Consider the following 22243-nt stretch of genomic DNA (forward strand, 5'->3'; position numbering starts at 1 on the left):
CCAAACACAACGTTCGGTGATTACGACGATCAGGCAGTCGCCTTGTCGTCCTTCTTAAGACTTGCAGGCGGCCAGTTGTCGAGGCGCATGCCGAGGGACAGACCACGGGAGGCCAGAACGTCCTTGATTTCAGTCAAGGATTTCTTGCCCAGGTTCGGAGTCTTCAACAGTTCTACTTCGGTGCGCTGAATCAGGTCACCGATGTAGTAAATGTTCTCCGCCTTAAGGCAGTTGGCCGAACGCACGGTCAGTTCCAGATCGTCAACCGGACGAAGCAGGATCGGATCGATCTCGTCTTCCTGTTCGATAACCACTGGTTCGCTGTCACCTTTGAGGTCGACGAATGCAGCCAACTGCTGTTGCAGGATGGTTGCAGCACGACGAATAGCCTCTTCAGGATCCAGTGTACCGTTGGTCTCCAGATCAATAACCAGCTTGTCCAGGTTAGTACGCTGCTCGACACGGGCGTTTTCCACCACGTATGCGATACGGCGAACCGGGCTGAACGAAGAGTCAAGCTGCAAGCGACCAATGCTGCGGCTTTCGTCTTCATCGCTCTGACGCGAGTCTGCTGGTTCATAACCACGACCACGAGCTACAGTGAGCTTCATGTTCAAGGCGCCGTTAGACGCCAGGTTGGCGATTACGTGATCGGGATTAACGATCTCGACATCATGATCCAGCTGAATATCGGCAGCGGTAACCACCCCCGAACCCTTCTTCGACAAGGTCAGCGTAACTTCGTCACGGCCGTGCAGCTTGATAGCCAGACCTTTAAGGTTCAACAGGATTTCAATTACGTCTTCCTGTACACCTTCGATGGCGCTGTACTCGTGGAGCACACCATCAATCTCGGCCTCGACTACTGCACAGCCTGGCATTGAGGACAACAGGATGCGTCGCAGCGCGTTGCCCAGGGTGTGGCCAAAACCACGCTCGAGAGGCTCGAGTGTGATTTTAGCGCGGGTTGGACTGACAACTTGCACATCAATATGGCGAGGTGTCAGGAACTCATTTACCGAAATCTGCATGGATGCACCTATTTTCTAGCCCTTACTTGGAGTAGAGCTCGACAATCAGGCTTTCGTTGATGTCGGCGGACAGATCACTGCGAGCAGGAACGTTCTTGAAAACGCCCGACTTCTTCTCAGTGTCTACTTCTACCCATTCTACGCGGCCACGTTGGGCACACAGATCGAGAGCTTGGACAATGCGAAGCTGGTTCTTTGCTTTCTCGCGGATAGCGACCACGTCACCAGCACGTACCTGGTAGGACGGAACGTTAACGGTCTGACCGTTTACGCTGATCGACTTGTGCGATACCAACTGACGGGATTCGGCACGAGTAGAACCGAAACCCATACGGTATACGACGTTATCCAGGCGGCATTCGAGCAGTTGCAACAGGTTTTCGCCAGTTGCACCTTTCTTGCCAGCAGCTTGTTTGTAGTAGCCGCTGAACTGACGCTCGAGAACGCCGTAGATACGACGGACCTTCTGCTTTTCACGCAGTTGGGTGCCGTAGTCGGATTGGCGACCGCGGCGTTGGCCGTGGATGCCTGGAGCAGCTTCAATATTGCACTTCGATTCGATAGCGCGCACACCACTCTTCAAGAAGAGATCGGTGCCTTCACGACGTGCCAGTTTGCATTTTGGACCAATGTAACGAGCCATTCTTTACAGTCTCCTGGATTACACGCGGCGCTTCTTCGGCGGACGGCACCCGTTGTGCGGGATTGGCGTCACGTCGGTGATGCTGGCGATCTTATAGCCACAGCCGTTCAAAGCACGGACAGCGGACTCACGACCTGGACCTGGACCTTTAACGTTAACGTCAAGGTTTTTCAGGCCATATTCCAGCGCAGCTTGACCAGCACGTTCAGCAGCTACTTGAGCAGCGAACGGGGTGGACTTGCGAGAACCGCGGAAACCCGAACCACCGGAGGTAGCCCAAGAAAGCGCGTTACCCTGACGGTCGGTGATGGTCACGATTGTGTTGTTGAAAGACGCGTGGATGTGGGCGATGCCATCAACCACTGTCTTTTTGACTTTTTTACGAGGACGAGCAGCAGGTTTTGCCATGACTAAATTCCTGTCGATTCGCTGGTGCGATTACTTGCGGATCGGCTTACGCGGACCTTTGCGAGTACGCGCGTTGGTCTTGGTACGCTGACCGCGTACTGGAAGACCACGACGATGGCGCAGACCGCGGTAGCAGCCCAAATCCATCAAGCGTTTGATTTTCATGTTGACTTCACGACGCAGGTCACCTTCAGTGGTGAACTTTGCCACTTCGCCACGCAGCAACTCAATCTGCTCGTCGCTCAGATCTTTGATCTTAGCGGCTGGGTTTACCCCAGTCTCTGCGCAAATTTTCTGCGCAGTAGTGCGACCAACACCAAAGATGTAGGTCAGCGAGATAACAGTGTGCTTGTTATCTGGAATGTTAACGCCTGCAATACGGGCCATTCAGTGGGACTCCAATTGACAGCTACCTACGCCCCGGAAGCCAAGAAATAGGGCGCGAGATAATATCGCTGTAATAACAAATAATCAACCCAGCAGCGCACTAGCTGCTGGGCTTCAAACAGATCACACTCAGCCTTGGCGCTGTTTGTGACGTGGTTCCGCGCTGCAAATTACCCGAACAACACCTTCGCGGCGAATAATCTTGCAGTTACGGCACAGCTTTTTCACCGATGCACGAACTTTCATCACCAACTCCTCTCACCTTATGGGTACTTCAGCGAAGCATGCCGCTGCCGTAGCCCTTCAGGTTGGCTTTCTTCATCAGGGATTCGTACTGGTGCGAAACGAGGTGCGATTGTACTTGGGACATGAAGTCCATAACAACCACGACCACGATCAGCAACGAGGTCCCGCCAAGGTAGAACGGAACGTTTGCCGCAACCACCAGGAACTGGGGCAACAGACATACGGCCGTCATATAAAGAGCACCGAACAGAGTCAAACGAGTCAAAACGCCATCAATATAGCGCGCCGACTGCTCACCTGGACGGATACCCGGAATAAAGGCACCGGACTTCTTCAGGTTTTCCGCTACGTCTTTCGGATTGAACATCAACGCCGTATAGAAGAAGCAGAAGAAAATAATCCCTGCACTAAACAGCAGAATATTCAACGGCTGACCAGGAGCGATCGACTGCGAGATGTCCTGCAACCAGCCCATACCTTCAGACTGACCGAACCAGGCACCCAGCGAAGCCGGGAACAGCAAAATGCTGCTCGCAAAAATAGCCGGAATAACACCGGCCATATTCACTTTCAGCGGTAGGTGGCTAGTCTGCGCAGCAAACACCTTGCGGCCCTGCTGACGCTTGGCGTAGTGAACAGCAATACGACGCTGACCACGCTCAATGAACACCACGAAACCGATAATCGCTACTGCCAGCAAACCGATAGCAACCAGAGCGAAGATATTGATATCGCCCTGACGCGCAGACTCGAAAGACTGCCCAATTGCTCTCGGAAGACCGGCGACGATACCCGAAAAAATCAACATCGAGATACCGTTGCCAACACCACGCTCAGTAATCTGCTCACCCAGCCACATCATGAACATTGCACCAGCCACAAAAGTGGTTACTGCAACGAAATGGAAGCCCAGGTCACCAGTGAACGCTACGCCTTGCCCTGCCAGACCTATGGACATGCCAATAGCCTGAACAAGAGCAAGAGCGACAGTGAGGTAGCGGGTGTACTGGCTTATCTTGCGACGACCAGCTTCACCTTCCTTCTTCAACTGCTCCAGCTGCGGGCTGACAGCGGACATAAGCTGCATGATGATCGATGCCGAAATGTACGGCATGATCCCCAGCGCAAAAATACTCATCCGCTCCAGCGCGCCGCCGGAAAACATGTTGAACAAGCTAAGAATGGTCCCCTCATTCTGTCGAAACAGGTCCGCCAACCGGTCCGGGTTAATACCTGGAACTGGGATGTGTGCGCCTATTCGGTAGACGATAATCGCCAGGAATAGAAAACGCAGACGAGCCCAGAGCTCGGATAACCCGCCTTTGCTGAGCGCTGAGAGAGCACCTTGCTTAGCCATTTATTCCTCGAACTTGCCGCCAGCTGCTTCGATAGCCGAACGCGCACCTTTGGTGGCGCCGATTCCCTTGCCGATTGTGACAGCGCGAGTAACTTCACCGGACAGCATGATTTTCACACGCAGTACGTTGACATTGATCACGTTGGCATCTTTCAGGGTCTGCACAGTAACGATGTCGCCTTCCACTTTAGCCAGCTCGGACAAACGCACTTCTGCGCGATCCATGGCTTTCAGGGAAACGAAACCGAACTTAGGCAGACGGCGATGCAGCGGCTGTTGACCGCCTTCAAAGCCTGGAGCAATTGTGCCACCGGAACGGGAGGACTGACCTTTGTGACCACGGCCACCAGTCTTACCCAAACCGCTACCGATACCACGGCCCGGACGATGCTTTTCGCGACGGGAACCCGGCGCTGGACTCAGATCATTGAGTTTCATCGATTAACCCTCTACACGCAGCATGTAGTAAGCCTTGTTGATCATCCCGCGATTCTCGGGAGTATCAAGTACTTCTACAGTGTGACCGATGCGACGCAGACCCAGACCCTTAATGCACAGTTTGTGATTAGGGATGCGGCCGGTCATGCTTTTGATCAGCGTTACTTTAACGGTAGCCATGATCAGAAGATCTCCTTAACGCTTTTGCCACGCTTAGCGGCAATAGACTCAGGAGACTGCATAGCCTTCAAACCCTTGAAAGTGGCGTGAACCACGTTTACCGGGTTAGTCGAGCCGTAGCACTTGGCCAGAACGTTCTGAACGCCAGCAACTTCGAGGACAGCACGCATAGCGCCGCCAGCGATGATACCGGTACCTTCAGAAGCAGGCTGCATGTACACCTTCGAAGCGCCATGAGCGGACTTCATTGCGTACTGCAGAGTTGTGCCGTTCAGGTCAACTTGGATCATGTTGCGGCGAGCAGCTTCCATTGCCTTCTGGATCGCAGCAGGCACTTCACGTGACTTGCCACGGCCGAAGCCAACGCGCCCTTTACCATCACCAACCACGGTCAACGCGGTGAAAGTGAAGATACGGCCGCCTTTAACGGTTTTGGCTACGCGGTTAACTTGAACCAGCTTCTCAATGTAGCCTTCGTCGCGCTTTTGGTCGTTATTTGACATAACTTAGAACTCCAGCCCAGCTTCACGAGCAGCCTCAGCCAGCGCTTTCACGCGGCCGTGGTACTTGAAGCCAGAGCGGTCGAAAGCCACCTGCGAGACGCCAGCGGCTTTTGCACGCGTAGCGACCAGCTGGCCAACCTTTGTGGCCGCGTCGATGTTGCCAGTAGCAGCATCACGCAGTTCTTTGTCCAAAGTCGAGGCACTTGCCAGGACTTTGCTGCCGTCGGCCGAGATGACCTGGGCGTATATATGCTGCGACGAGCGGAACACGCAGAGACGCACGACTTCGAGTTCGTGCATTTTCAGACGTGCTTTGCGAGCGCGACGCAGGCGAGTAACTTTTTTGTCGGTCATTTGCTATGCCCTACTTCTTCTTGGCTTCTTTACGACGGACGACTTCGTCCGCGTAACGTACACCCTTACCTTTATAAGGCTCTGGCGGACGGAAACCGCGGATCTCAGCGGCCACCTGACCTACCAGCTGCTTATCAATACCCCGGATCAGGATATCGGTTTGGCTAGGAGTCTCAGCGGTGATGCCTTCCGGCAGTTCGTAATCCACTGGGTGCGAGAAGCCAAGAGCCAGGTTCAGCACTGTGCCTTTTGCTTGCGCTTTGTAACCAACACCGACCAGCTGGAGCTTGCGCTCGAAGCCTTGGCTTACGCCTTGGACCATGTTGTTTACCAACGCACGAGTGGTACCAGCCATTGCGCGAGTTTGTTGATCGCCATTGCGAGCAGCGAAACGCAGCTCACCAGCTTCTTCAACGATCTCAACGGACGAATGGATGTTCAGTTCTAGAGTGCCCTTGGCACCCTTCACCGAAAGCTGTTGGCCGGCGAATTTTACTTCGACACCAGCTGGCAGCTTAACGGGGTTCTTAGCGACGCGTGACATGCTTATCCCCCCTTAGAACACAGTGCAAAGAACTTCGCCGCCGACACCGGCAGCGCGCGCAGCACGATCCGTCATCACACCTTTGCTGGTGGAGACGATAGACACACCAAGACCGCCACGAACTTTCGGCAGATCTTCGGAGGACTTGTACTGACGCAGGCCTGGACGGCTAACGCGCTTCACTTCTTCGATAACCGAACGGCCTTCGAAGTATTTCAGCTCGATAGACAGCAGTGGTTTGATTTCGCTGCTGATCTGATAATCCGCGATGTAACCTTCGTCTTTGAGAACTTTGGCTACAGCTACCTTCAACGTGGAAGATGGCATGCTTACGACGGACTTTTCAGCCATCTGGGCATTACGGATTCGAGTTAGCATGTCCGCTAACGGGTCCTGCATACTCATGGGCTAGACGCTCCTGTTACAAAAATAATTAGCCTCGCGGCTACATCTGTCGCCGAGTGACTCAATGCTTAAAAAGCACGGGCTCAGGCGAGCCGGTCATTCTAGACACACGCCAGAAATGAATCAAGCCCCAATAGGGGCTTGATTCATATTCAAGGTCACCGACTGTCAGGATCTTGCGATCCTGACAGTGACAACTTTGCCTGTACGCCTTACCAGCTGGCTTTAACCAGACCTGGTACGTCACCGCGCATTGCTGCTTCACGCAATTTGTTACGGCCAAGGCCGAACTTGCGGTAAACACCATGCGGACGACCAGTCAGGCGGCAGCGGTTACGCATGCGCGCAGCGCTTGCGTCACGTGGCTGCTTCTGCAGAGCTACCTGAGCTTCCCAACGTGCTTCTGGACTTGCGTTCAGATCCACGATGATGGCTTTCAGTGCTGCACGCTTCTTGGCGAACTTGGCAACCGTGAGCTGACGCTTCAGCTCGCGGTTTTTCATGCTCATCTTGGCCATTTTCCTACTCCAATCAGTTGCGGAACGGGAATTTGAAAGCACGCAACAAGGCGCGACCTTCATCATCTGTCCGAGCAGTGGTGGTCAGGGTAATGTCCAGACCGCGAAGGGCATCGATCTTGTCGTAGTCGATTTCCGGGAAGATGATCTGCTCTTTCACGCCCATGCTGTAGTTGCCACGACCATCGAAGGACTTGGCATTCAGGCCGCGGAAGTCGCGTACCCGAGGCAGGGAGATCGACAGCAGACGATCCAGGAATTCGTACATACGCTCACGGCGCAGAGTAACTTTAACGCCGATCGGCCAGCCTTCGCGAACTTTAAAGCCTGCGATGGACTTGCGAGCGTAGGTCACAACACATTTTTGACCCGTGATCTTTTCCAAATCAGCTACAGCGTGCTCGATGATTTTCTTATCACCGATCGCTTCGCCCAAACCCATGTTCAGGGTGATTTTGGTAACGCGCGGAACTTCCATCACGTTCGAAAGCTTAAGTTCTTCCTTAAGTTTCGGAGCGATTTCCTTCCGGTAAATCTCTTTTAGTCGTGCCATGGTCTTATCTACCTAGCAGTGTTCAAGCATCAACCGCTTTTTGGGTCGACTTGAAGACACGAATTTTCTTGCCTTCTTCTACTTTGAAACCAACGCGGTCAGCCTTGTTGGTTTCGCCGTTGAAGATGGCGACGTTAGAAGCGTCCAGTGGAGCTTCTTTTTCGACGATACCGCCTTGCACGCCCGACATAGGGTTAGGCTTGGTATGACGCTTAACCAGGTTCAGACCGCCAATAACCAAACGGTTGTTAGCGAGAACCTTAAGCACCTTACCGCGCTTACCTTTGTCTTTGCCGGCGATCACGATGATCTCGTCGTCACGACGAATCTTTTGCATGTCGGATCTCCTTACAGCACTTCTGGGGCGAGCGAGACGATCTTCATGAACTTCTCAGTACGAAGTTCACGGGTCACTGGCCCAAAGATACGGGTGCCGATCGGCTCTTGCTTGTTGTTCAGAAGAACAGCAGCGTTGCCATCAAAGCGGATAATGGAGCCATCAGCACGACGTACGCCGTGACGAGTGCGGACTACAACAGCAGTCATCACTTGGCCTTTTTTCACTTTACCGCGAGGAATTGCTTCCTTCACGGTAACTTTGATGATGTCACCGATACCAGCGTAACGACGATGGGAGCCACCCAGCACCTTGATGCACATAACGCGGCGTGCGCCGCTGTTATCGGCCACATCGAGCATGGATTGAGTCTGAATCATATAATTTCTCCGACCCCTAGTCCTTAGACTTCCACAGCGCGTTCGAGAATATCAACCAATGCCCAAGACTTGGTCTTGGCCAGCGGACGAGTTTCACGAATAGTGACCTTGTCGCCGATGTGGCACTGATTGGTTTCGTCGTGCGCGTGCAGCTTAGTCGAACGCTTAACATATTTACCGTAGATCGGGTGCTTAACGCGACGCTCGATCAGTACGGTGATGGTCTTGTCCATCTTGTCGCTGACAACACGGCCAGTCAGCGTACGGACAGTTTTTTCGGCTTCAGCCATGATTACTTACCTGCCTGCTGTTTGAGCACAGTCTTCACGCGAGCGATGTCACGCTTAACTTGCGAGAGCAGATGCGACTGCCCCAACTGGCCAGTTGCTTTCTGCATGCGCAGATTGAACTGGTCGCGCAGCAAGCCGAGCAGTTGCTCGTTCAGCTGCTGTGCGGATTTTTCACGAAGTTCATTCGCTTTCATCACATCACCGTCCGTTTAACAAAGGAGGTGGCGAGCGGCAGCTTTGCAGCAGCCAGGGCGAAAGCCTCACGCGCCAGCTCTTCAGTAACACCCTCGATTTCATACAGGACTTTGCCTGGCTGAATCTGGGCAACCCAATATTCCACGTTACCCTTACCTTTACCCATCCGAACTTCGAGTGGCTTTTTGGTTACAGGCTTGTCCGGGAATACACGGATCCAGATCTTACCGCCACGCTTAACGTGACGGGTCAGTGCACGACGCGCTGATTCGATCTGACGAGCGGTGAGACGACCACGAGCAACAGACTTCAGCGCATATTCGCCGAAGCTGACTTTGCTACCGCGCAATGCCAAGCCACGGTTGTGGCCTGTCATCTGCTTGCGGAACTTCGTACGCTTAGGTTGTAACATTTGGCGTACCCCTTACTTAGCAGCTTTTTTACGAGGCGCTGGTGCTTGTGGCTTCAGTTCTTCTTGGCGACCACCAATTACTTCGCCTTTGAAGATCCAAACCTTTACACCGATCACACCGTAAGTGGTGTGAGCTTCGTAGTTGGCATAGTCGATGTCGGCACGCAGGGTGTGCAGTGGCACACGACCTTCGCGATACCATTCAGTACGTGCGATTTCAGCACCGCCGAGACGACCGCTCACTTGGATTTTGATGCCTTTGGCACCAATGCGCATAGCGTTCTGTACAGCGCGTTTCATCGCGCGACGGAACATTACACGACGCTCCAGCTGCTGAGCTACGCTCTGCGCAACCAGCATACCGTCGAGTTCCGGCTTGCGGATCTCTTCGATATTGATGTGCACAGGCACACCCATTTGCTTGGTCAGGTCCTGACGCAGTTTCTCAACATCTTCACCTTTCTTCCCGATAACGATACCAGGACGAGCAGTGTGGATGGTGATACGTGCAGTCTGAGCCGGACGATGGATATCGATACGGCTTACGGACGCGCTTTTTAGTTTGTCTTGGAGGTATTCACGCACCTTCAGATCAGCGAACAAATAGTCCGCATAAGTCCGGCCGTCTGCGTACCAGACGGAGGTGTGCTCCTTGACGATTCCCAGGCGAATGCCAATGGGATGTACTTTCTGACCCATCTCTTCGACTCCGTTACTTGTCAGCAACCTTGACAGTGATATGGCAAGACCGCTTGACGATGCGATCAGCGCGGCCTTTGGCACGCGGCATGATGCGCTTCAGCGAACGCCCTTCGTTGACGAAAACGGTAGCGACTTTAAGGTCGTCAACGTCTGCGCCTTCGTTATGCTCGGCGTTGGCTACGGCCGACTCCAGCACTTTCTTGATGATCTCGGCGGCTTTCTTGTTGCTGAAAGCCAACAGGTTGAGCGCTTCGCCCACCTTCTTCCCGCGGATCTGGTCGGCGACCAAGCGGGCTTTCTGGGCGGAGATTCGAGCGCCCGACAACTTAGCGGCTACTTCCATCGTTCCTTACCCCTTAACGCTTGGCTTTCTTGTCTGCCACGTGCCCACGATAAGTGCGGGTACCGGCAAACTCGCCTAGTTTATGGCCAACCATGTCTTCGTTCACAAGAACTGGGACATGAAGACGACCGTTATGCACAGCGATGGTCAGACCGACCATTTGTGGCAGGATCATAGAACGGCGCGACCAGGTTTTCACCGGTTTGCGATCGTTCTTTTCCGCCGCCACTTCGATCTTCTTCAGTAGGTGAAGATCAATAAAAGGACCTTTTTTCAGAGAACGTGGCACTGTCGTATCCCTCTATTTACTTGCGACGACGGACGATCATTTTGTCGGTACGCTTATTACCACGAGTCTTCGCGCCCTTAGTCGGGAAGCCCCATGGCGATACCGGATGACGACCACCAGAGGTACGACCTTCACCACCACCATGTGGGTGGTCAACCGGGTTCATGGCAACACCACGAACGGTTGGGCGAACGCCACGCCAGCGTTTGGCACCAGCTTTACCCAGGGAACGCAGGCTGTGCTCGGAGTTCGAGACTTCGCCAAGCGTTGCACGGCATTCAGCCAATACTTTACGCATTTCACCAGAGCGCAGACGCAGGGTCACATAGACACCATCACGAGCGACCAGCTGAGCCGAAGCACCAGCGGAACGTGCGATTTGCGCGCCTTTACCCGGCTTCAATTCGATGCCGTGTACGGTGCTACCAACTGGAATGTTGCGCAGTTGCAGAGCGTTGCCCGGCTTGATCGGTGCCAAAGCACCTGCGATCAGCTGGTCACCGGCACTCACGCCTTTAGGGGCGATGATGTAGCGGCGCTCGCCGTCTGCGTACAACATAAGAGCAATGTGAGCAGTACGGTTTGGATCGTATTCGATACGCTCAACAGTGGCTGGAATGCCATCTTTGTCGTTGCGACGGAAGTCGACCAAACGATAATGCTGCTTATGACCACCACCGATGTGACGCGTGGTAATACGGCCATTGTTGTTACGACCACCAGTCTTCGATTTCTTCTCGAGCAGCGGTGCGTGAGGAGCGCCTTTATGCAGCTCCTGGTTGACCACCTTGACCACATGACGGCGGCCAGGGGAAGTCGGTTTGCATTTAACGATTGCCATGATGCACCCCTTCCTTACTCAGCACTGCTGCTGAAATCGAGATCTTGGCCTGGCTGAAGGGAGATTACTGCCTTCTTCCAGTCATTACGCTTGCCCACGCCGCGAGCGGTGCGCTTGCTTTTACCCAGAACATTCAGGGTAGTAACACGCTCAACTTTCACGCTGAACAGGCTTTCGACGGCCTTCTTGATTTCCAGCTTGGTTGCATCAGTAGCAACCTTGAAAACGAACTGGCCTTTCTTGTCTGCCAGAACCGTAGCCTTCTCGGAAACGTGCGGGCCAAGCAGAACTTTAAATACGCGTTCCTGGTTCATCCCAGCAGCTCCTCGAATTTCTTCACGGCCGACACGGTGATCAACACCTTGTCGTATGCGATCAGACTAACTGGATCGGAACCTTGCACGTCACGTACATCAACGTGTGGCAGGTTGCGAGCAGCCAGGTACAGGTTCTGATCAACAACTTCGGACACGATCAGGACGTCTGTCAGACCCATGCCATTCAGTTTGTTCAGCAGATCTTTGGTCTTCGGTGCTTCAACTGCGAAGTCCTGAACCACGATCAGACGATCAGTACGAACCAGTTCAGCAAGGATGGAACGCATTGCTGCGCGGTACATCTTCTTGTTGAGCTTCTGAGAGTGATCCTGTGGACGAGCTGCGAAAGTGGTACCGCCGCCACGCCAGATTGGGCTACGGATAGTACCGGCACGAGCACGGCCAGTACCTTTCTGACGCCATGGGCGCTTACCGCCACCACGAACATCGGAACGGGTCTTTTGCTGCTTGCTACCTTGACGGCCGCCGGCCATGTAGGCCACGACTGCTTGGTGAACCAGCGTCTCGTTGAACTCGCCGCCAAATGTCAGTTCGGAAACTTCGATCGCTTGAGCGTCATTTACGTTTAATTGCATGTCAGCTTCCCCTTAACCGCGAGCCTTGGCCGCCGGACGTACAACCAGGTTGCCGCCAGTAGCGCCAGGAACAGCACCTTTGACCAACAACAGATTGCGTTCAGCGTCGACGCGCACTACTTCGAGGGACTGCACGGTCACGCGCTCAGCGCCCATATGACCGGACATTTTTTTGCCCTTGAATACACGACCAGGAGTCTGGCACTGGCCAATAGAGCCCGGGACGCGGTGGGAAACGGAGTTACCGTGAGTGTTATCTTGGCCACGGAAATTCCAACGCTTGATCGTACCCTGGAAGCCTTTACCTTTGGACTGACCGGTCACATCGACCATCTGACCTGCGGTGAAGATTTCAGCGTTGATCAGATCGCCTGCCTGGTACTCGCCTTCTTCAAGGCGGAATTCCATTACGGTACGACCAGCTGCAACGTTTGCTTTAGCGAAGTGACCCGCTTGAGCAGCAGTTACACGCGAAGCGCGACGCTCGCCGACAGTGACTTGCACTGCACGATAGCCATCGGTTTCTTCAGTTTTGAACTGGGTGACGCGATTCGGTTCGATCTCAATGACCGTGACCGGAATGGAGACACCTTCTTCGGTGAAAATACGGGTCATACCGCATTTACGACCGACTACACCAATAGTCATGTTGTAAACCTCATGAGTGTACGGGGCTTTCACCCGCTATGGCCGCCCATTTCAGAGCGTTACACGACTAAGACCCAAGTCTTAGCCGAGGCTGATCTGCACTTCCACACCGGCCGCAAGATCAAGCTTCATAAGTGCATCAACGGTTTTATCCGTTGGCTGGACGATGTCCAGTACGCGCTTATGAGTACGGATCTCGTACTGGTCACGCGCGTCTTTGTTGACGTGCGGGGAGACCAGAACGGTGAACCGCTCTTTACGGGTAGGCAGTGGAATTGGACCACGCACTTGAGCACCAGTACGTTTCGCGGTTTCCACGATTTCCTGGGTTGATTGGTCGATCAGGCGATGGTCAAAAGCCTTCAACCTGATACGGATTTGCTGATTTTGCATTGGATTTCAGACTCCAGATTGCTATTCCCACCGAGCGCAATACGCCCGTTAAAAGGAGGCGCAATTCTATAGACGACCCCAGTAGGTGTCAACTCAATAAAAAAAGCCCCCGCTGAGCGGGGGCTTTTTCAGGCAATCATCACTTACGCGATGATTTTGGCTACAACGCCAGCGCCAACGGTACGACCGCCTTCACGGATTGCGAAACGCAGACCGTCTTCCATTGCGATGGTTTTGATCAGGGTGACAACCATTTTGATGTTGTCGCCTGGCATTACCATTTCAACGCCTTCCGGCAGTTCGCAGTTACCGGTCACGTCAGTGGTCCGGAAGTAGAACTGTGGACGGTAGCCTTTGAAGAACGGAGTGTGACGACCGCCTTCTTCTTTGCTCAACACGTACACTTCAGCTTCGAAGGTAGTGTGTGGCTTAACCGAACCCGGCTTAACCAGAACCTGACCACGCTCTACGTCGTCACGCTTGGTGCCGCGCAGCAGCACGCCGCAGTTCTCGCCAGCACGACCTTCGTCGAGCAGCTTACGGAACATTTCAACGCCGGTGCAGGTGGTAACAGTAGTGTCACGCAGACCAACGATTTCCAGCGGATCTTGAACGCGAACGATACCGCGCTCGATACGACCGGTTACAACAGTACCGCGACCCGAAATCGAGAATACGTCTTCGATTGGCATCAGGAACGGCTTGTCGATAACACGAACTGGATCCGGAATGTAAGTATCCAGAGTTTCAACCAGTTTACGAACGGCAGTGGTGCCCATTTCGTTGTCGTCTTTGCCTTCCAGCGCCATACGAGCAGAACCGATGATGATCGGAGTGTCGTCGCCCGGGAAGTCGTAAGTGCTCAGCAGATCGCGCACTTCCATCTCAACCAGTTCCAGCAGCTCAGCGTCGTCTACCAGGTCAGCCTTGTTCAGGAAGACCACGATGTACGGAACGCCAACCTGACGGGACAGCAGGATGTGCTCACGAGTTTGTGGCATCGGACCATCAGCGGCCGAACAAACCAGGATCGCGCCGTCCATCTGGGCAGCACCGGTGATCATGTTCTTCACATAGTCAGCGTGACCTGGGCAGTCAACGTGAGCGTAGTGACGGATCAGCGAGTTGTATTCAACGTGCGCAGTGTTGATGGTGATACCACGAGCTTTTTCTTCTGGCGCGCTGTCGATTTTATCGAAGTCAACGATGGCCGAACCGAAAATCTCGGAGCAAACACGAGTCAGAGCTGCGGTCAGCGTGGTTTTACCATGGTCAACGTGACCGATAGTGCCAACGTTGACGTGCGGTAGGGAACGATCAAATTTTTCTTTAGCCACGACAATTAACTCCTTGCCTAAAGGACTGAACTAAATCAGCCTTGTTTTTTAGTAACAGCTTCGACGATGTGCGACGGAGCTGTATCGTATTTTTTGAATTCCATAGAGTAGCTTGCGCGACCCTGAGACATGGAACGAACGTCGGTCGCATAACCGAACATTTCACCCAACGGAACTTCAGCACGAATTACTTTGCCGGAGACCGTATCTTCCATACCCTGGATCATGCCGCGACGACGATTCAAGTCGCCCATCACGTCACCCATATAGTCTTCAGGTGTAACAACCTCTACCGCCATGATCGGCTCAAGCAACTCACCGCCGCCTTTGGAGGCCAGTTGCTTGGTAGCCATGGAAGCAGCCACCTTAAACGCCATCTCGTTGGAGTCGACGTCGTGGTAAGAACCATCAAACACGGTAGCCTTCAGGCCGATCAGCGGATAGCCGGCAACAACACCGTTCTTCATCTGCTCTTCGATACCCTTCTGGATAGCCGGGATGTATTCCTTAGGAACCACACCACCTACCACTTCGTTCACGAATTGCAGACCTTCCTGACCTTCGTCAGCAGGAGCAAAACGGATCCAGCAGTGACCAAACTGGCCACGACCGCCGGACTGACGAACGAACTTGCCTTCGATCTCACAGCTCTTCGTGATGCGCTCACGATACGAAACCTGAGGCTTACCGATGTTGGCTTCGACGTTGAACTCACGGCGCATCCGGTCAACCAGGATGTCCAAGTGCAGCTCGCCCATGCCAGAAATGATCGTTTGACCAGTTTCTTCATCAGTTTTTACGCGGAAAGATGGATCTTCCTGAGCAAGTTTGCCCAGAGCGACACCCATTTTTTCCTGGTCATCTTTGGTCTTTGGCTCAACGGCAACCGAAATAACCGGCTCCGGGAAGTCCATACGAACCAGGATGATTGGCTTGTCAGCGTTGCACAAGGTTTCACCAGTGGTGACGTCCTTCATGCCGATCAAGGCCGCGATGTCACCAGCGCGCACTTCCTTGATCTCTTCACGGGCGTTTGCGTGCATTTGCACCATACGACCCACGCGCTCTTTCTTGCCTTTAACCGAGTTGATTACGCCGTCGCCGGAGTTCAACACGCCCGAGTAAACTCGAACGAAGGTCAAGGTACCCACGAATGGGTCGGTAGCGATCTTGAACGCCAGAGCCGAGAACGGCTCGCTGTCGTCTGCATGACGCTCCAGTTCGATAGTCTCGTCATCCGGGTCAGTACCCTTGATGGCAGGAATATCGGTAGGTGCTGGCAGGAAGTCGATAACGGCGTCGAGAACCAGGGGAACACCCTTGTTCTTGAAGGAAGAACCGCAAACAGCCAAGACGATCTCACCAGCGATAGTACGCTGACGCAGAGCAGCCTTGATTTCTTCGATGGTGAATTCTTCACCTTCGAGGTACTTGTTCATCAGCTCTTCATTGGCTTCGGCAGCAGCCTGAACCATGTTGTCGCGCCATTCGTCAGCCAGTTCCTGCAGTTCAGCAGGGATAGGCTTACGAACAGGAACCATACCTTTGTCAGCATCGTTCCAGTAAACAGCTTCCATGTTGATCAGATCAATCTGACCCTGGAAGTTGTCTTCAGAACCGATAGCCAGCTGGATTGGAACCGGAGTGTGACCAAGACGCTTCTTGATCTGCTCAATCACGCGCAGGAAGTTAGCACCGGCACGGTCCATCTTGTTTACGTAAACAAGACGCGGAACGCCGTATTTGTTGGCTTGACGCCATACGGTTTCCGACTGAGGTTCAACACCCGAAGTACCGCAGAACACAACAACCGCGCCATCGAGTACACGCAGGGAACGTTCAACTTCAATAGTGAAGTCAACGTGGCCCGGGGTATCGATTACGTTGAAGCGATGCTCGTCTTTGTACTGCTTGGCAGAACCTTTCCAGAAGGCGGTAATAGCAGCAGAAGTAATGGTAATACCACGCTCCTGCTCCTGAACCATCCAGTCTGTGGTCGCGGCGCCATCATGCACCTCGCCCATCTTGTGACTTTTGCCAGTGTAAAAAAGGACGCGCTCGGTGGTGGTGGTTTTACCAGCATCCACGTGAGCAACGATACCAATGTTACGGTAGCGGTTAATCGGTGTAGTACGAGCCATAAAGCCCTCGCAAAATGAGTAGCGCTGAAATTAGAAGCGGTAGTGCGAGAAAGCTTTGTTAGCTTCAGCCATACGGTGCACGTCTTCACGCTTCTTAACTGCTGCGCCCTTGCCTTCAGCAGCATCCAACAGTTCGCCAGCCAAGCGCAGAGCCATAGACTTCTCGCCGCGCTTGCGGGCGAAGTCTACCAACCAGCGCATTGCCAGGGCGTTACGACGGGACGGGCGAACTTCGACCGGAACCTGGTAAGTAGCACCGCCTACACGGCGCGACTTCACTTCGACCAGCGGAGCGATGGCGTCGAGAGCTTTCTCGAAGATTTCCAGGGGATCGCTGTTCTTGCGTTCTTTAACCTTGTCCAGCGCGCCATAAACGATACGCTCGGCAACGGCTTTCTTGCCGCTTTCCATCACGTGGTTCATGAACTTGGCCAGGATTTGGCTTCCGTATTTTGGATCGTCAAGCACATCGCGCTTGGCTGCTACGCGTCTTCTTGGCATGGATAAGCCCTCAAACGGTCTTCAGGTTAGCTCGGAACCATTACACCCAGAGGATGCACGTCCGACCTTACTCTTATCGACTCAGAAAAAAAGAAATCTGCATTATTTACAAGCGACCGAAAACTACTTCGGCTTCTTGGTACCGTACTTCGAACGACCCTGGTTACGACCTTTAACACCGGAAGTATCCAACGAACCGCGAACGGTGTGATAACGAACACCTGGCAAGTCTTTTACACGACCGCCACGAATCAGTACCACGCTGTGTTCTTGCAGGTTGTGACCTTCACCACCGATGTACGAGGAAACCTCGAAACCGTTGGTCAGGCGCACACGGCATACTTTACGCAGTGCCGAGTTAGGTTTTTTCGGCGTAGTTGTATACACACGGGTGCATACGCCACGACGTTGCGGGCAGTTTTGCAGCGCAGGCACGTCGGATTTCTCGACGATACGCTTACGCGGCTGACGTACCAGCTGGTTGATAGTTGCCATCTACTAGCTCCACTGTTGTCTTGCGACGCTATTGTCTTGCAAGAAAAGCAAAATGGCAGGAACGAATTCCCGCCAAATTTAGGGGTACAAGAGTCTAAAGAGGATCTTGTCCCCAGTCAAGGCAAGGCCCCGACCTTCCCACTCATCTAACCAAGACAAAATGTCTCGATTCGATGAACGGAACGACCGGGGCCTACCTTTCAATCAGCTCAGAACTCAGTTACCGCTCGAGTTCAGTGCTTCGGTCAGTGCAGCTTCCACTTCACTGGCGCTTACGCGCAACGGTTTGTCAGCCTCACGACGACGCTTGCGCTCGCTGTGGTATGCCAGACCGGTACCAGCCGGGATCAAACGACCCACGACCACGTTTTCTTTCAGGCCGCGCAGGTAATCGCGCTTGCCGGTTACCGCTGCTTCGGTCAGTACGCGGGTGGTCTCTTGGAAAGAGGCCGCGGAGATGAACGATTCAGTCGACAACGACGCCTTGGTGATACCCAACAGAACGCGAGTGAACTTGGACACGAACTTGTCTTCGTTGCCCAGGCGCTCGTTCTCGACCAGTACATGCGTCAACTCCATCTGGTCGCCTTTGATGAAGGTGGAATCGCCAGACTCGGCAATCTCAACTTTACGCAGCATCTGACGCAGAATGGTCTCGATGTGCTTGTCGTTGATTTTTACGCCTTGCAGACGGTAAACGTCTTGAATTTCGTTAACGATGTACTTGGCCAACGCACTCACACCCAGCAAACGCAGGATGTCGTGTGGATCGCTCGGACCGTCGGAGATAACTTCGCCGCGGTTCACTTGTTCGCCTTCGAAGACGTTCAGGTGACGCCACTTTGGAATCAGCTCTTCGTACGGATCAGTACCGTCGTTCGGAGTAATGACCAGACGGCGCTTGCCCTTGGTCTCTTTACCGAACGCGATGGTGCCGCTGACTTCAGCCAGAATCGAGGCTTCTTTCGGACGACGGGCTTCGAACAAGTCAGCAACCCGTGGCAGACCACCGGTGATGTCTCGAGTTTTCGAAGTTTCTTGCGGAATACGAGCGATAACGTCACCGATCGCGATTTCCGCACCATCCGCTACCCCGACCAGGGCGTTCGCCGGCAGGAAGTACTGAGCCGGTACGTCGGTACCTGGCAACAGCAGATCCTTGCCATCAACACCAACCATCTTGACGGCTGGACGGATGTCCTTGCCGGCAGCTGGACGGTCTTTGGCATCAAGTACTTCAATGTTGGTCATACCGGTCAATTCGTCAGTCTGACGCTTGATCGTGATGCCTTCTTCCATGCCCACGTAGGTCACGGTACCTTTCATTTCGGTAACGATTGGGTGAGTGTGCGGATCCCACTTGGCTACGATAGAGCCAGCGTCGACCTTGTCACCTTCTTTAACCGAAATCACGGCACCGTACGGCAGCTTGTAGCGCTCGCGCTCACGACCGTAGTCATCAGCGATTGCCAGCTCACCGGAACGGGATACTGCTACCAGGCAACCATCTACCCGCTCAACGTGCTTCAGGTTGTGCAGACGGACAGTACCGCCATTCTTCACCTGAACGCTGTCAGCAGCAGAGGTCCGGCTAGCCGCACCACCGATGTGGAACGTACGCATGGTCAGCTGTGTACCCGGCTCACCGATCGACTGGGCAGCGATTACGCCGACAGCTTCACCGATGTTCACCTGGTGACCACGGGCCAGATCGCGACCGTAGCACTTGGCACAGATACCGAAGCGGGTTTCGCAGCTGATTGGCGAGCGTACGATTACTTCGTCGATGCTGTTCAGCTCGATGAATTCAACCCACTTCTCGTCGACCAGGGTGCCTGCAGGAACGATAACTTCATCGGTACCCGGCTTGAATACGTCACGGGCGATTACTCGACCCAGTACGCGCTCACCCAACGGCTCAACAACGTCACCGCCTTCAATGTGCGGAGTCATCAGCAGACCGTGTTCGGTCCCGCAGTCGACTTCAGTCACAACCAGATCCTGCGCAACGTCTACCAGACGACGCGTCAAGTAACCGGAGTTAGCAGTTTTCAAGGCGGTATCCGCCAGACCCTTACGAGCACCGTGAGTAGAGATGAAGTACTGAAGTACGCTCAAACCTTCACGGAAGTTCGCAGTAATCGGCGTTTCGATGATGGAGCCATCCGGCTTGGCCATCAGACCACGCATACCGGCCAGCTGACGGATCTGCGCTGCAGAACCCCGTGCGCCGGAGTCGGCCATCATGTACATCGAGTTGAACGACTCTTGCTCAACCTCAACGCCGTGACGGTCAATAACCTTCTCTTTCGAGAGGTTCGACATCATTGCCTTGGAGACTTCGTCGTTAGCTTTCGACCAAAGGTCGATTACTTTGTTGTACTTCTCGCCCTGTGTTACCAGGCCCGAGGCGTACTGACTTTCGATCTCTTTCACTTCATCGGTTGCAGCCGCGATGATGCGGGCTTTTTCATCCGGGATAACGAAGTCGTTAACACCGATGGAAACGCCGGAAATGGTCGAGTAAGCAAAACCGGTGTACATCAACTGGTCAGCGAAAATCACGGTCTCTTTCAAACCAACCACGCGGTAGCACTGGTTGATCAGCTTGGAGATCGCCTTTTTCTTCATCGGCAGGTTGACGACATCGTACGACAGACCTTTTGGCACAACCTGGTACAACAAGGCACGGCCGACAGTGGTGTCGACAATACGAACGTTGCTCACGCTGCCGCCGTCACGGTCGTTGACGGTTTCGTGGATACGCACTTTGACCTTGGCGTGCAGTGCGGCTTCGCCGGCACGGAACACACGGTCAACTTCCTGCAGATCCGCGAACACACGACCTTCGCCTTTGGCGTTGATCGCTTCACGCGTCATGTAGTACAGACCCAATACAACGTCCTGCGACGGAACGATGATTGGCTCACCGTTGGCTGGCGACAGAATGTTGTTGGTCGACATCATCAACGCACGCGCTTCCAGCTGGGCCTCCAGCGTCAGCGGTACGTGCACGGCCATTTGGTCGCCGTCGAAGTCGGCGTTGTACGCAGCACAGACCAACGGGTGCAGCTGGATAGCCTTACCTTCGATCAGTACCGGTTCAAACGCCTGGATACCCAGACGGTGAAGGGTCGGTGCACGGTTGAGGAGAACCGGGTGTTCGCGAATGACTTCTGCGAGAACGTCCCAAACCTCTGGCAATTCGCGCTCAACCATTTTCTTGGCGGCTTTGATGGTGGTCGCGAGACCGCGCATTTCAAGCTTGCCGAAGATGAACGGCTTGAACAGCTCGAGAGCCATTTTTTTCGGCAGACCGCACTGGTGCAGACGCAGGGTCGGACCTACGGTAATTACCGAACGACCCGAGTAGTCAACACGCTTACCGAGCAAGTTCTGACGGAAACGACCCTGCTTACCCTTGATCATGTCAGCCAGGGATTTCAGAGGACGCTTGTTGGAACCGGTGATAGCGCGGCCACGACGGCCGTTGTCGAGCAATGCGTCGACCGCTTCTTGCAACATACGCTTTTCGTTACGCACGATGATGTCCGGAGCGGACAGATCAAGCAGGCGCTTCAAGCGGTTGTTACGGTTGATCACTCGACGATACAGATCGTTGAGGTCGGAAGTCGCGAAACGACCACCATCCAGCGGAACCAAAGGACGCAGATCTGGCGGCAGAACCGGCAGAACGGTCAGTACCATCCACTCCGGAAGGTTGCCGGAGCCCAGGAAGGCTTCCATCAACTTCAGGCGCTTGGACAGTTTCTTGATTTTGGTTTCGGAGTTGGTTTGCGGAATCTCTTCGCGCAGACGGCCAATCTCGTGTTCCAGATCGATAGCGTGCAGCAGTTCACGGACAGCTTCAGCACCCATACGGGCATCAAAGTCGTCGCCGAACTCTTCCAGCGCTTCGAAGTACTGCTCATCGTTCAGCAGCTGACCTTTTTCCAGAGTGGTCATGCCCGGATCGATAACGACATAGCTCTCGAAGTAGAGAACGCGTTCGATATCACGCAGGGTCATGTCCATCAGCAAGCCGATACGGGACGGCAGCGATTTCAGGAACCAGATGTGAGCAACCGGCGATGCCAGTTCAATGTGAGCCATGCGCTCGCGACGGACCTTGGCCAGTGCGACTTCAACGCCACACTTCTCACAGATCACACCGCGGTGCTTCAAGCGCTTGTACTTACCGCACAGGCACTCGTAATCCTTAACCGGGCCAAAGATTTTGGCGCAGAACAGGCCGTCACGCTCAGGCTTGAACGTACGGTAGTTGATGGTTTCCGGCTTTTTAACTTCACCGAACGACCACGAACGGATCATCTCAGGCGATGCCAATCCAATACGGATGGCGTCGAACTCTTCGACTTGACCCTGGTTTTTCAGCAAATTCAGTAGGTCTTTCAAGGCCTTTCCTCCTGGCGGAGCAGAGAGCGGGCAATACCGCCCC

The 22243-nt window shown here is 54.0% G+C and carries 32 protein-coding genes; all 32 read right to left on the minus strand.

What is annotated here, in order from left to right; translation table 11 throughout:
• Positions 1–29: 29 nt before the first annotated feature.
• The 32 genes from JQ845_RS20670 to rpoC all read right to left on the minus strand — a co-directional run bounded on the left by JQ845_RS20670 (position 30) and on the right by rpoC (position 22200).
• Positions 30–1031, minus strand: a complete 1002-nt coding sequence (locus JQ845_RS20670; RefSeq protein ID WP_003176403.1) for a DNA-directed RNA polymerase subunit alpha — start codon at positions 1029–1031, stop codon at positions 30–32.
• A 22-nt stretch (positions 1032–1053) separates the two neighbouring features.
• Positions 1054–1674: a 30S ribosomal protein S4 gene (gene rpsD, locus JQ845_RS20675; RefSeq protein ID WP_003444359.1), complete on the minus strand. Its 621-nt coding sequence runs from the start codon at positions 1672–1674 to the stop codon at positions 1054–1056.
• An 18-nt stretch (positions 1675–1692) separates the two neighbouring features.
• A complete protein-coding gene (rpsK, locus tag JQ845_RS20680; protein ID WP_002555466.1) occupies positions 1693–2082 on the minus strand; it encodes a 30S ribosomal protein S11 in 390 nt (129 codons plus the stop codon).
• A gap of 30 nt (positions 2083–2112) precedes the next feature.
• Positions 2113–2469: a 30S ribosomal protein S13 gene (gene rpsM, locus JQ845_RS20685; RefSeq protein ID WP_003444360.1), complete on the minus strand. Its 357-nt coding sequence runs from the start codon at positions 2467–2469 to the stop codon at positions 2113–2115.
• Between the two features lie 129 nt (positions 2470–2598).
• Positions 2599–2715 (minus strand): 50S ribosomal protein L36, encoded by a 117-nt coding sequence (rpmJ, locus tag JQ845_RS20690; protein ID WP_002555468.1) that lies wholly within the window; start codon positions 2713–2715, stop codon positions 2599–2601.
• A 28-nt stretch (positions 2716–2743) separates the two neighbouring features.
• Complete coding sequence (gene secY, locus JQ845_RS20695; protein WP_003444361.1) at positions 2744–4072, minus strand: preprotein translocase subunit SecY; 1329 nt, start codon at positions 4070–4072, stop codon at positions 2744–2746.
• Positions 4073–4510 (minus strand): 50S ribosomal protein L15, encoded by a 438-nt coding sequence (rplO, locus tag JQ845_RS20700; protein WP_003444362.1) that lies wholly within the window; start codon positions 4508–4510, stop codon positions 4073–4075.
• A gap of 3 nt (positions 4511–4513) precedes the next feature.
• The gene (rpmD, locus tag JQ845_RS20705; RefSeq protein ID WP_003444363.1) at positions 4514–4690 is read right to left on the minus strand and encodes a 50S ribosomal protein L30; all 177 of its coding nucleotides are present in this window, start codon (positions 4688–4690) and stop codon (positions 4514–4516) included.
• A 2-nt stretch (positions 4691–4692) separates the two neighbouring features.
• A complete protein-coding gene (gene rpsE / locus JQ845_RS20710; RefSeq protein ID WP_003186035.1) occupies positions 4693–5193 on the minus strand; it encodes a 30S ribosomal protein S5 in 501 nt (166 codons plus the stop codon).
• Positions 5194–5196: 3 nt separating this feature from the next.
• On the minus strand, positions 5197–5547 hold the full coding sequence (gene rplR, locus JQ845_RS20715) for a 50S ribosomal protein L18 (RefSeq protein WP_003444364.1): 351 nt from the start codon (positions 5545–5547) through the stop codon (positions 5197–5199).
• A 10-nt stretch (positions 5548–5557) separates the two neighbouring features.
• Entirely contained in the window at positions 5558–6091 is a 534-nt protein-coding gene (gene rplF, locus JQ845_RS20720) for a 50S ribosomal protein L6 (RefSeq protein ID WP_003444365.1), read from the minus strand.
• Between the two features lie 12 nt (positions 6092–6103).
• A complete protein-coding gene (rpsH, locus tag JQ845_RS20725) occupies positions 6104–6496 on the minus strand; it encodes a 30S ribosomal protein S8 (protein ID WP_003444366.1) in 393 nt (130 codons plus the stop codon).
• A gap of 212 nt (positions 6497–6708) precedes the next feature.
• Complete coding sequence (gene rpsN, locus JQ845_RS20730) at positions 6709–7014, minus strand: 30S ribosomal protein S14 (protein WP_003444367.1); 306 nt, start codon at positions 7012–7014, stop codon at positions 6709–6711.
• A 13-nt stretch (positions 7015–7027) separates the two neighbouring features.
• Complete coding sequence (rplE, locus tag JQ845_RS20735; protein WP_003444368.1) at positions 7028–7567, minus strand: 50S ribosomal protein L5; 540 nt, start codon at positions 7565–7567, stop codon at positions 7028–7030.
• Positions 7568–7589: 22 nt separating this feature from the next.
• Complete coding sequence (gene rplX / locus JQ845_RS20740; protein WP_003444369.1) at positions 7590–7904, minus strand: 50S ribosomal protein L24; 315 nt, start codon at positions 7902–7904, stop codon at positions 7590–7592.
• An 11-nt stretch (positions 7905–7915) separates the two neighbouring features.
• Positions 7916–8284, minus strand: coding sequence for a 50S ribosomal protein L14 (gene rplN / locus JQ845_RS20745; protein ID WP_002555479.1), 369 nt, complete (start codon positions 8282–8284; stop codon positions 7916–7918).
• Between the two features lie 23 nt (positions 8285–8307).
• Positions 8308–8574 carry a 30S ribosomal protein S17 gene (gene rpsQ, locus JQ845_RS20750; protein WP_003444370.1) on the minus strand — a complete coding sequence of 89 codons (267 nt, stop codon included), beginning with the start codon at positions 8572–8574 and terminating at the stop codon, positions 8308–8310.
• Between the two features lie 2 nt (positions 8575–8576).
• Entirely contained in the window at positions 8577–8768 is a 192-nt protein-coding gene (rpmC, locus tag JQ845_RS20755) for a 50S ribosomal protein L29 (protein ID WP_003444371.1), read from the minus strand.
• Positions 8768–9181: a 50S ribosomal protein L16 gene (gene rplP / locus JQ845_RS20760; protein ID WP_003444372.1), complete on the minus strand. Its 414-nt coding sequence runs from the start codon at positions 9179–9181 to the stop codon at positions 8768–8770. The genes rpmC and rplP overlap by 1 nt, the downstream gene beginning before the upstream one ends.
• A gap of 12 nt (positions 9182–9193) precedes the next feature.
• Complete coding sequence (gene rpsC, locus JQ845_RS20765) at positions 9194–9880, minus strand: 30S ribosomal protein S3 (RefSeq protein ID WP_003176422.1); 687 nt, start codon at positions 9878–9880, stop codon at positions 9194–9196.
• A gap of 13 nt (positions 9881–9893) precedes the next feature.
• On the minus strand, positions 9894–10226 hold the full coding sequence (rplV, locus tag JQ845_RS20770) for a 50S ribosomal protein L22 (RefSeq protein ID WP_003444373.1): 333 nt from the start codon (positions 10224–10226) through the stop codon (positions 9894–9896).
• Positions 10227–10239: 13 nt separating this feature from the next.
• Positions 10240–10515, minus strand: a complete 276-nt coding sequence (rpsS, locus tag JQ845_RS20775) for a 30S ribosomal protein S19 (protein ID WP_003232420.1) — start codon at positions 10513–10515, stop codon at positions 10240–10242.
• A gap of 16 nt (positions 10516–10531) precedes the next feature.
• On the minus strand, positions 10532–11356 hold the full coding sequence (rplB, locus tag JQ845_RS20780) for a 50S ribosomal protein L2 (protein ID WP_003444374.1): 825 nt from the start codon (positions 11354–11356) through the stop codon (positions 10532–10534).
• A 14-nt stretch (positions 11357–11370) separates the two neighbouring features.
• A complete protein-coding gene (gene rplW / locus JQ845_RS20785) occupies positions 11371–11670 on the minus strand; it encodes a 50S ribosomal protein L23 (protein WP_003444375.1) in 300 nt (99 codons plus the stop codon).
• Entirely contained in the window at positions 11667–12269 is a 603-nt protein-coding gene (rplD, locus tag JQ845_RS20790; protein WP_003444376.1) for a 50S ribosomal protein L4, read from the minus strand. Before rplD ends, rplW begins: the two co-directional genes overlap by 4 nt.
• A gap of 12 nt (positions 12270–12281) precedes the next feature.
• A complete protein-coding gene (gene rplC / locus JQ845_RS20795; protein WP_003444377.1) occupies positions 12282–12917 on the minus strand; it encodes a 50S ribosomal protein L3 in 636 nt (211 codons plus the stop codon).
• A gap of 81 nt (positions 12918–12998) precedes the next feature.
• A complete protein-coding gene (gene rpsJ / locus JQ845_RS20800) occupies positions 12999–13310 on the minus strand; it encodes a 30S ribosomal protein S10 (protein ID WP_003186070.1) in 312 nt (103 codons plus the stop codon).
• Between the two features lie 143 nt (positions 13311–13453).
• Entirely contained in the window at positions 13454–14647 is a 1194-nt protein-coding gene (tuf, locus tag JQ845_RS20805; RefSeq protein ID WP_003444379.1) for an elongation factor Tu, read from the minus strand.
• Between the two features lie 35 nt (positions 14648–14682).
• A complete protein-coding gene (gene fusA / locus JQ845_RS20810; RefSeq protein WP_003444381.1) occupies positions 14683–16788 on the minus strand; it encodes an elongation factor G in 2106 nt (701 codons plus the stop codon).
• A gap of 30 nt (positions 16789–16818) precedes the next feature.
• Positions 16819–17289, minus strand: a complete 471-nt coding sequence (rpsG, locus tag JQ845_RS20815; protein WP_003444383.1) for a 30S ribosomal protein S7 — start codon at positions 17287–17289, stop codon at positions 16819–16821.
• 123 nt (positions 17290–17412) lie between these two features.
• Positions 17413–17784, minus strand: coding sequence for a 30S ribosomal protein S12 (rpsL, locus tag JQ845_RS20820; protein ID WP_002555494.1), 372 nt, complete (start codon positions 17782–17784; stop codon positions 17413–17415).
• Between the two features lie 216 nt (positions 17785–18000).
• Entirely contained in the window at positions 18001–22200 is a 4200-nt protein-coding gene (rpoC, locus tag JQ845_RS20825) for a DNA-directed RNA polymerase subunit beta' (RefSeq protein WP_003444386.1), read from the minus strand.
• Positions 22201–22243: the final 43 nt, after the last annotated feature.

Source organism: Pseudomonas paraversuta, from assembly GCF_904063065.1.
GTDB lineage: Bacteria > Pseudomonadota > Gammaproteobacteria > Pseudomonadales > Pseudomonadaceae > Aquipseudomonas > Aquipseudomonas paraversuta.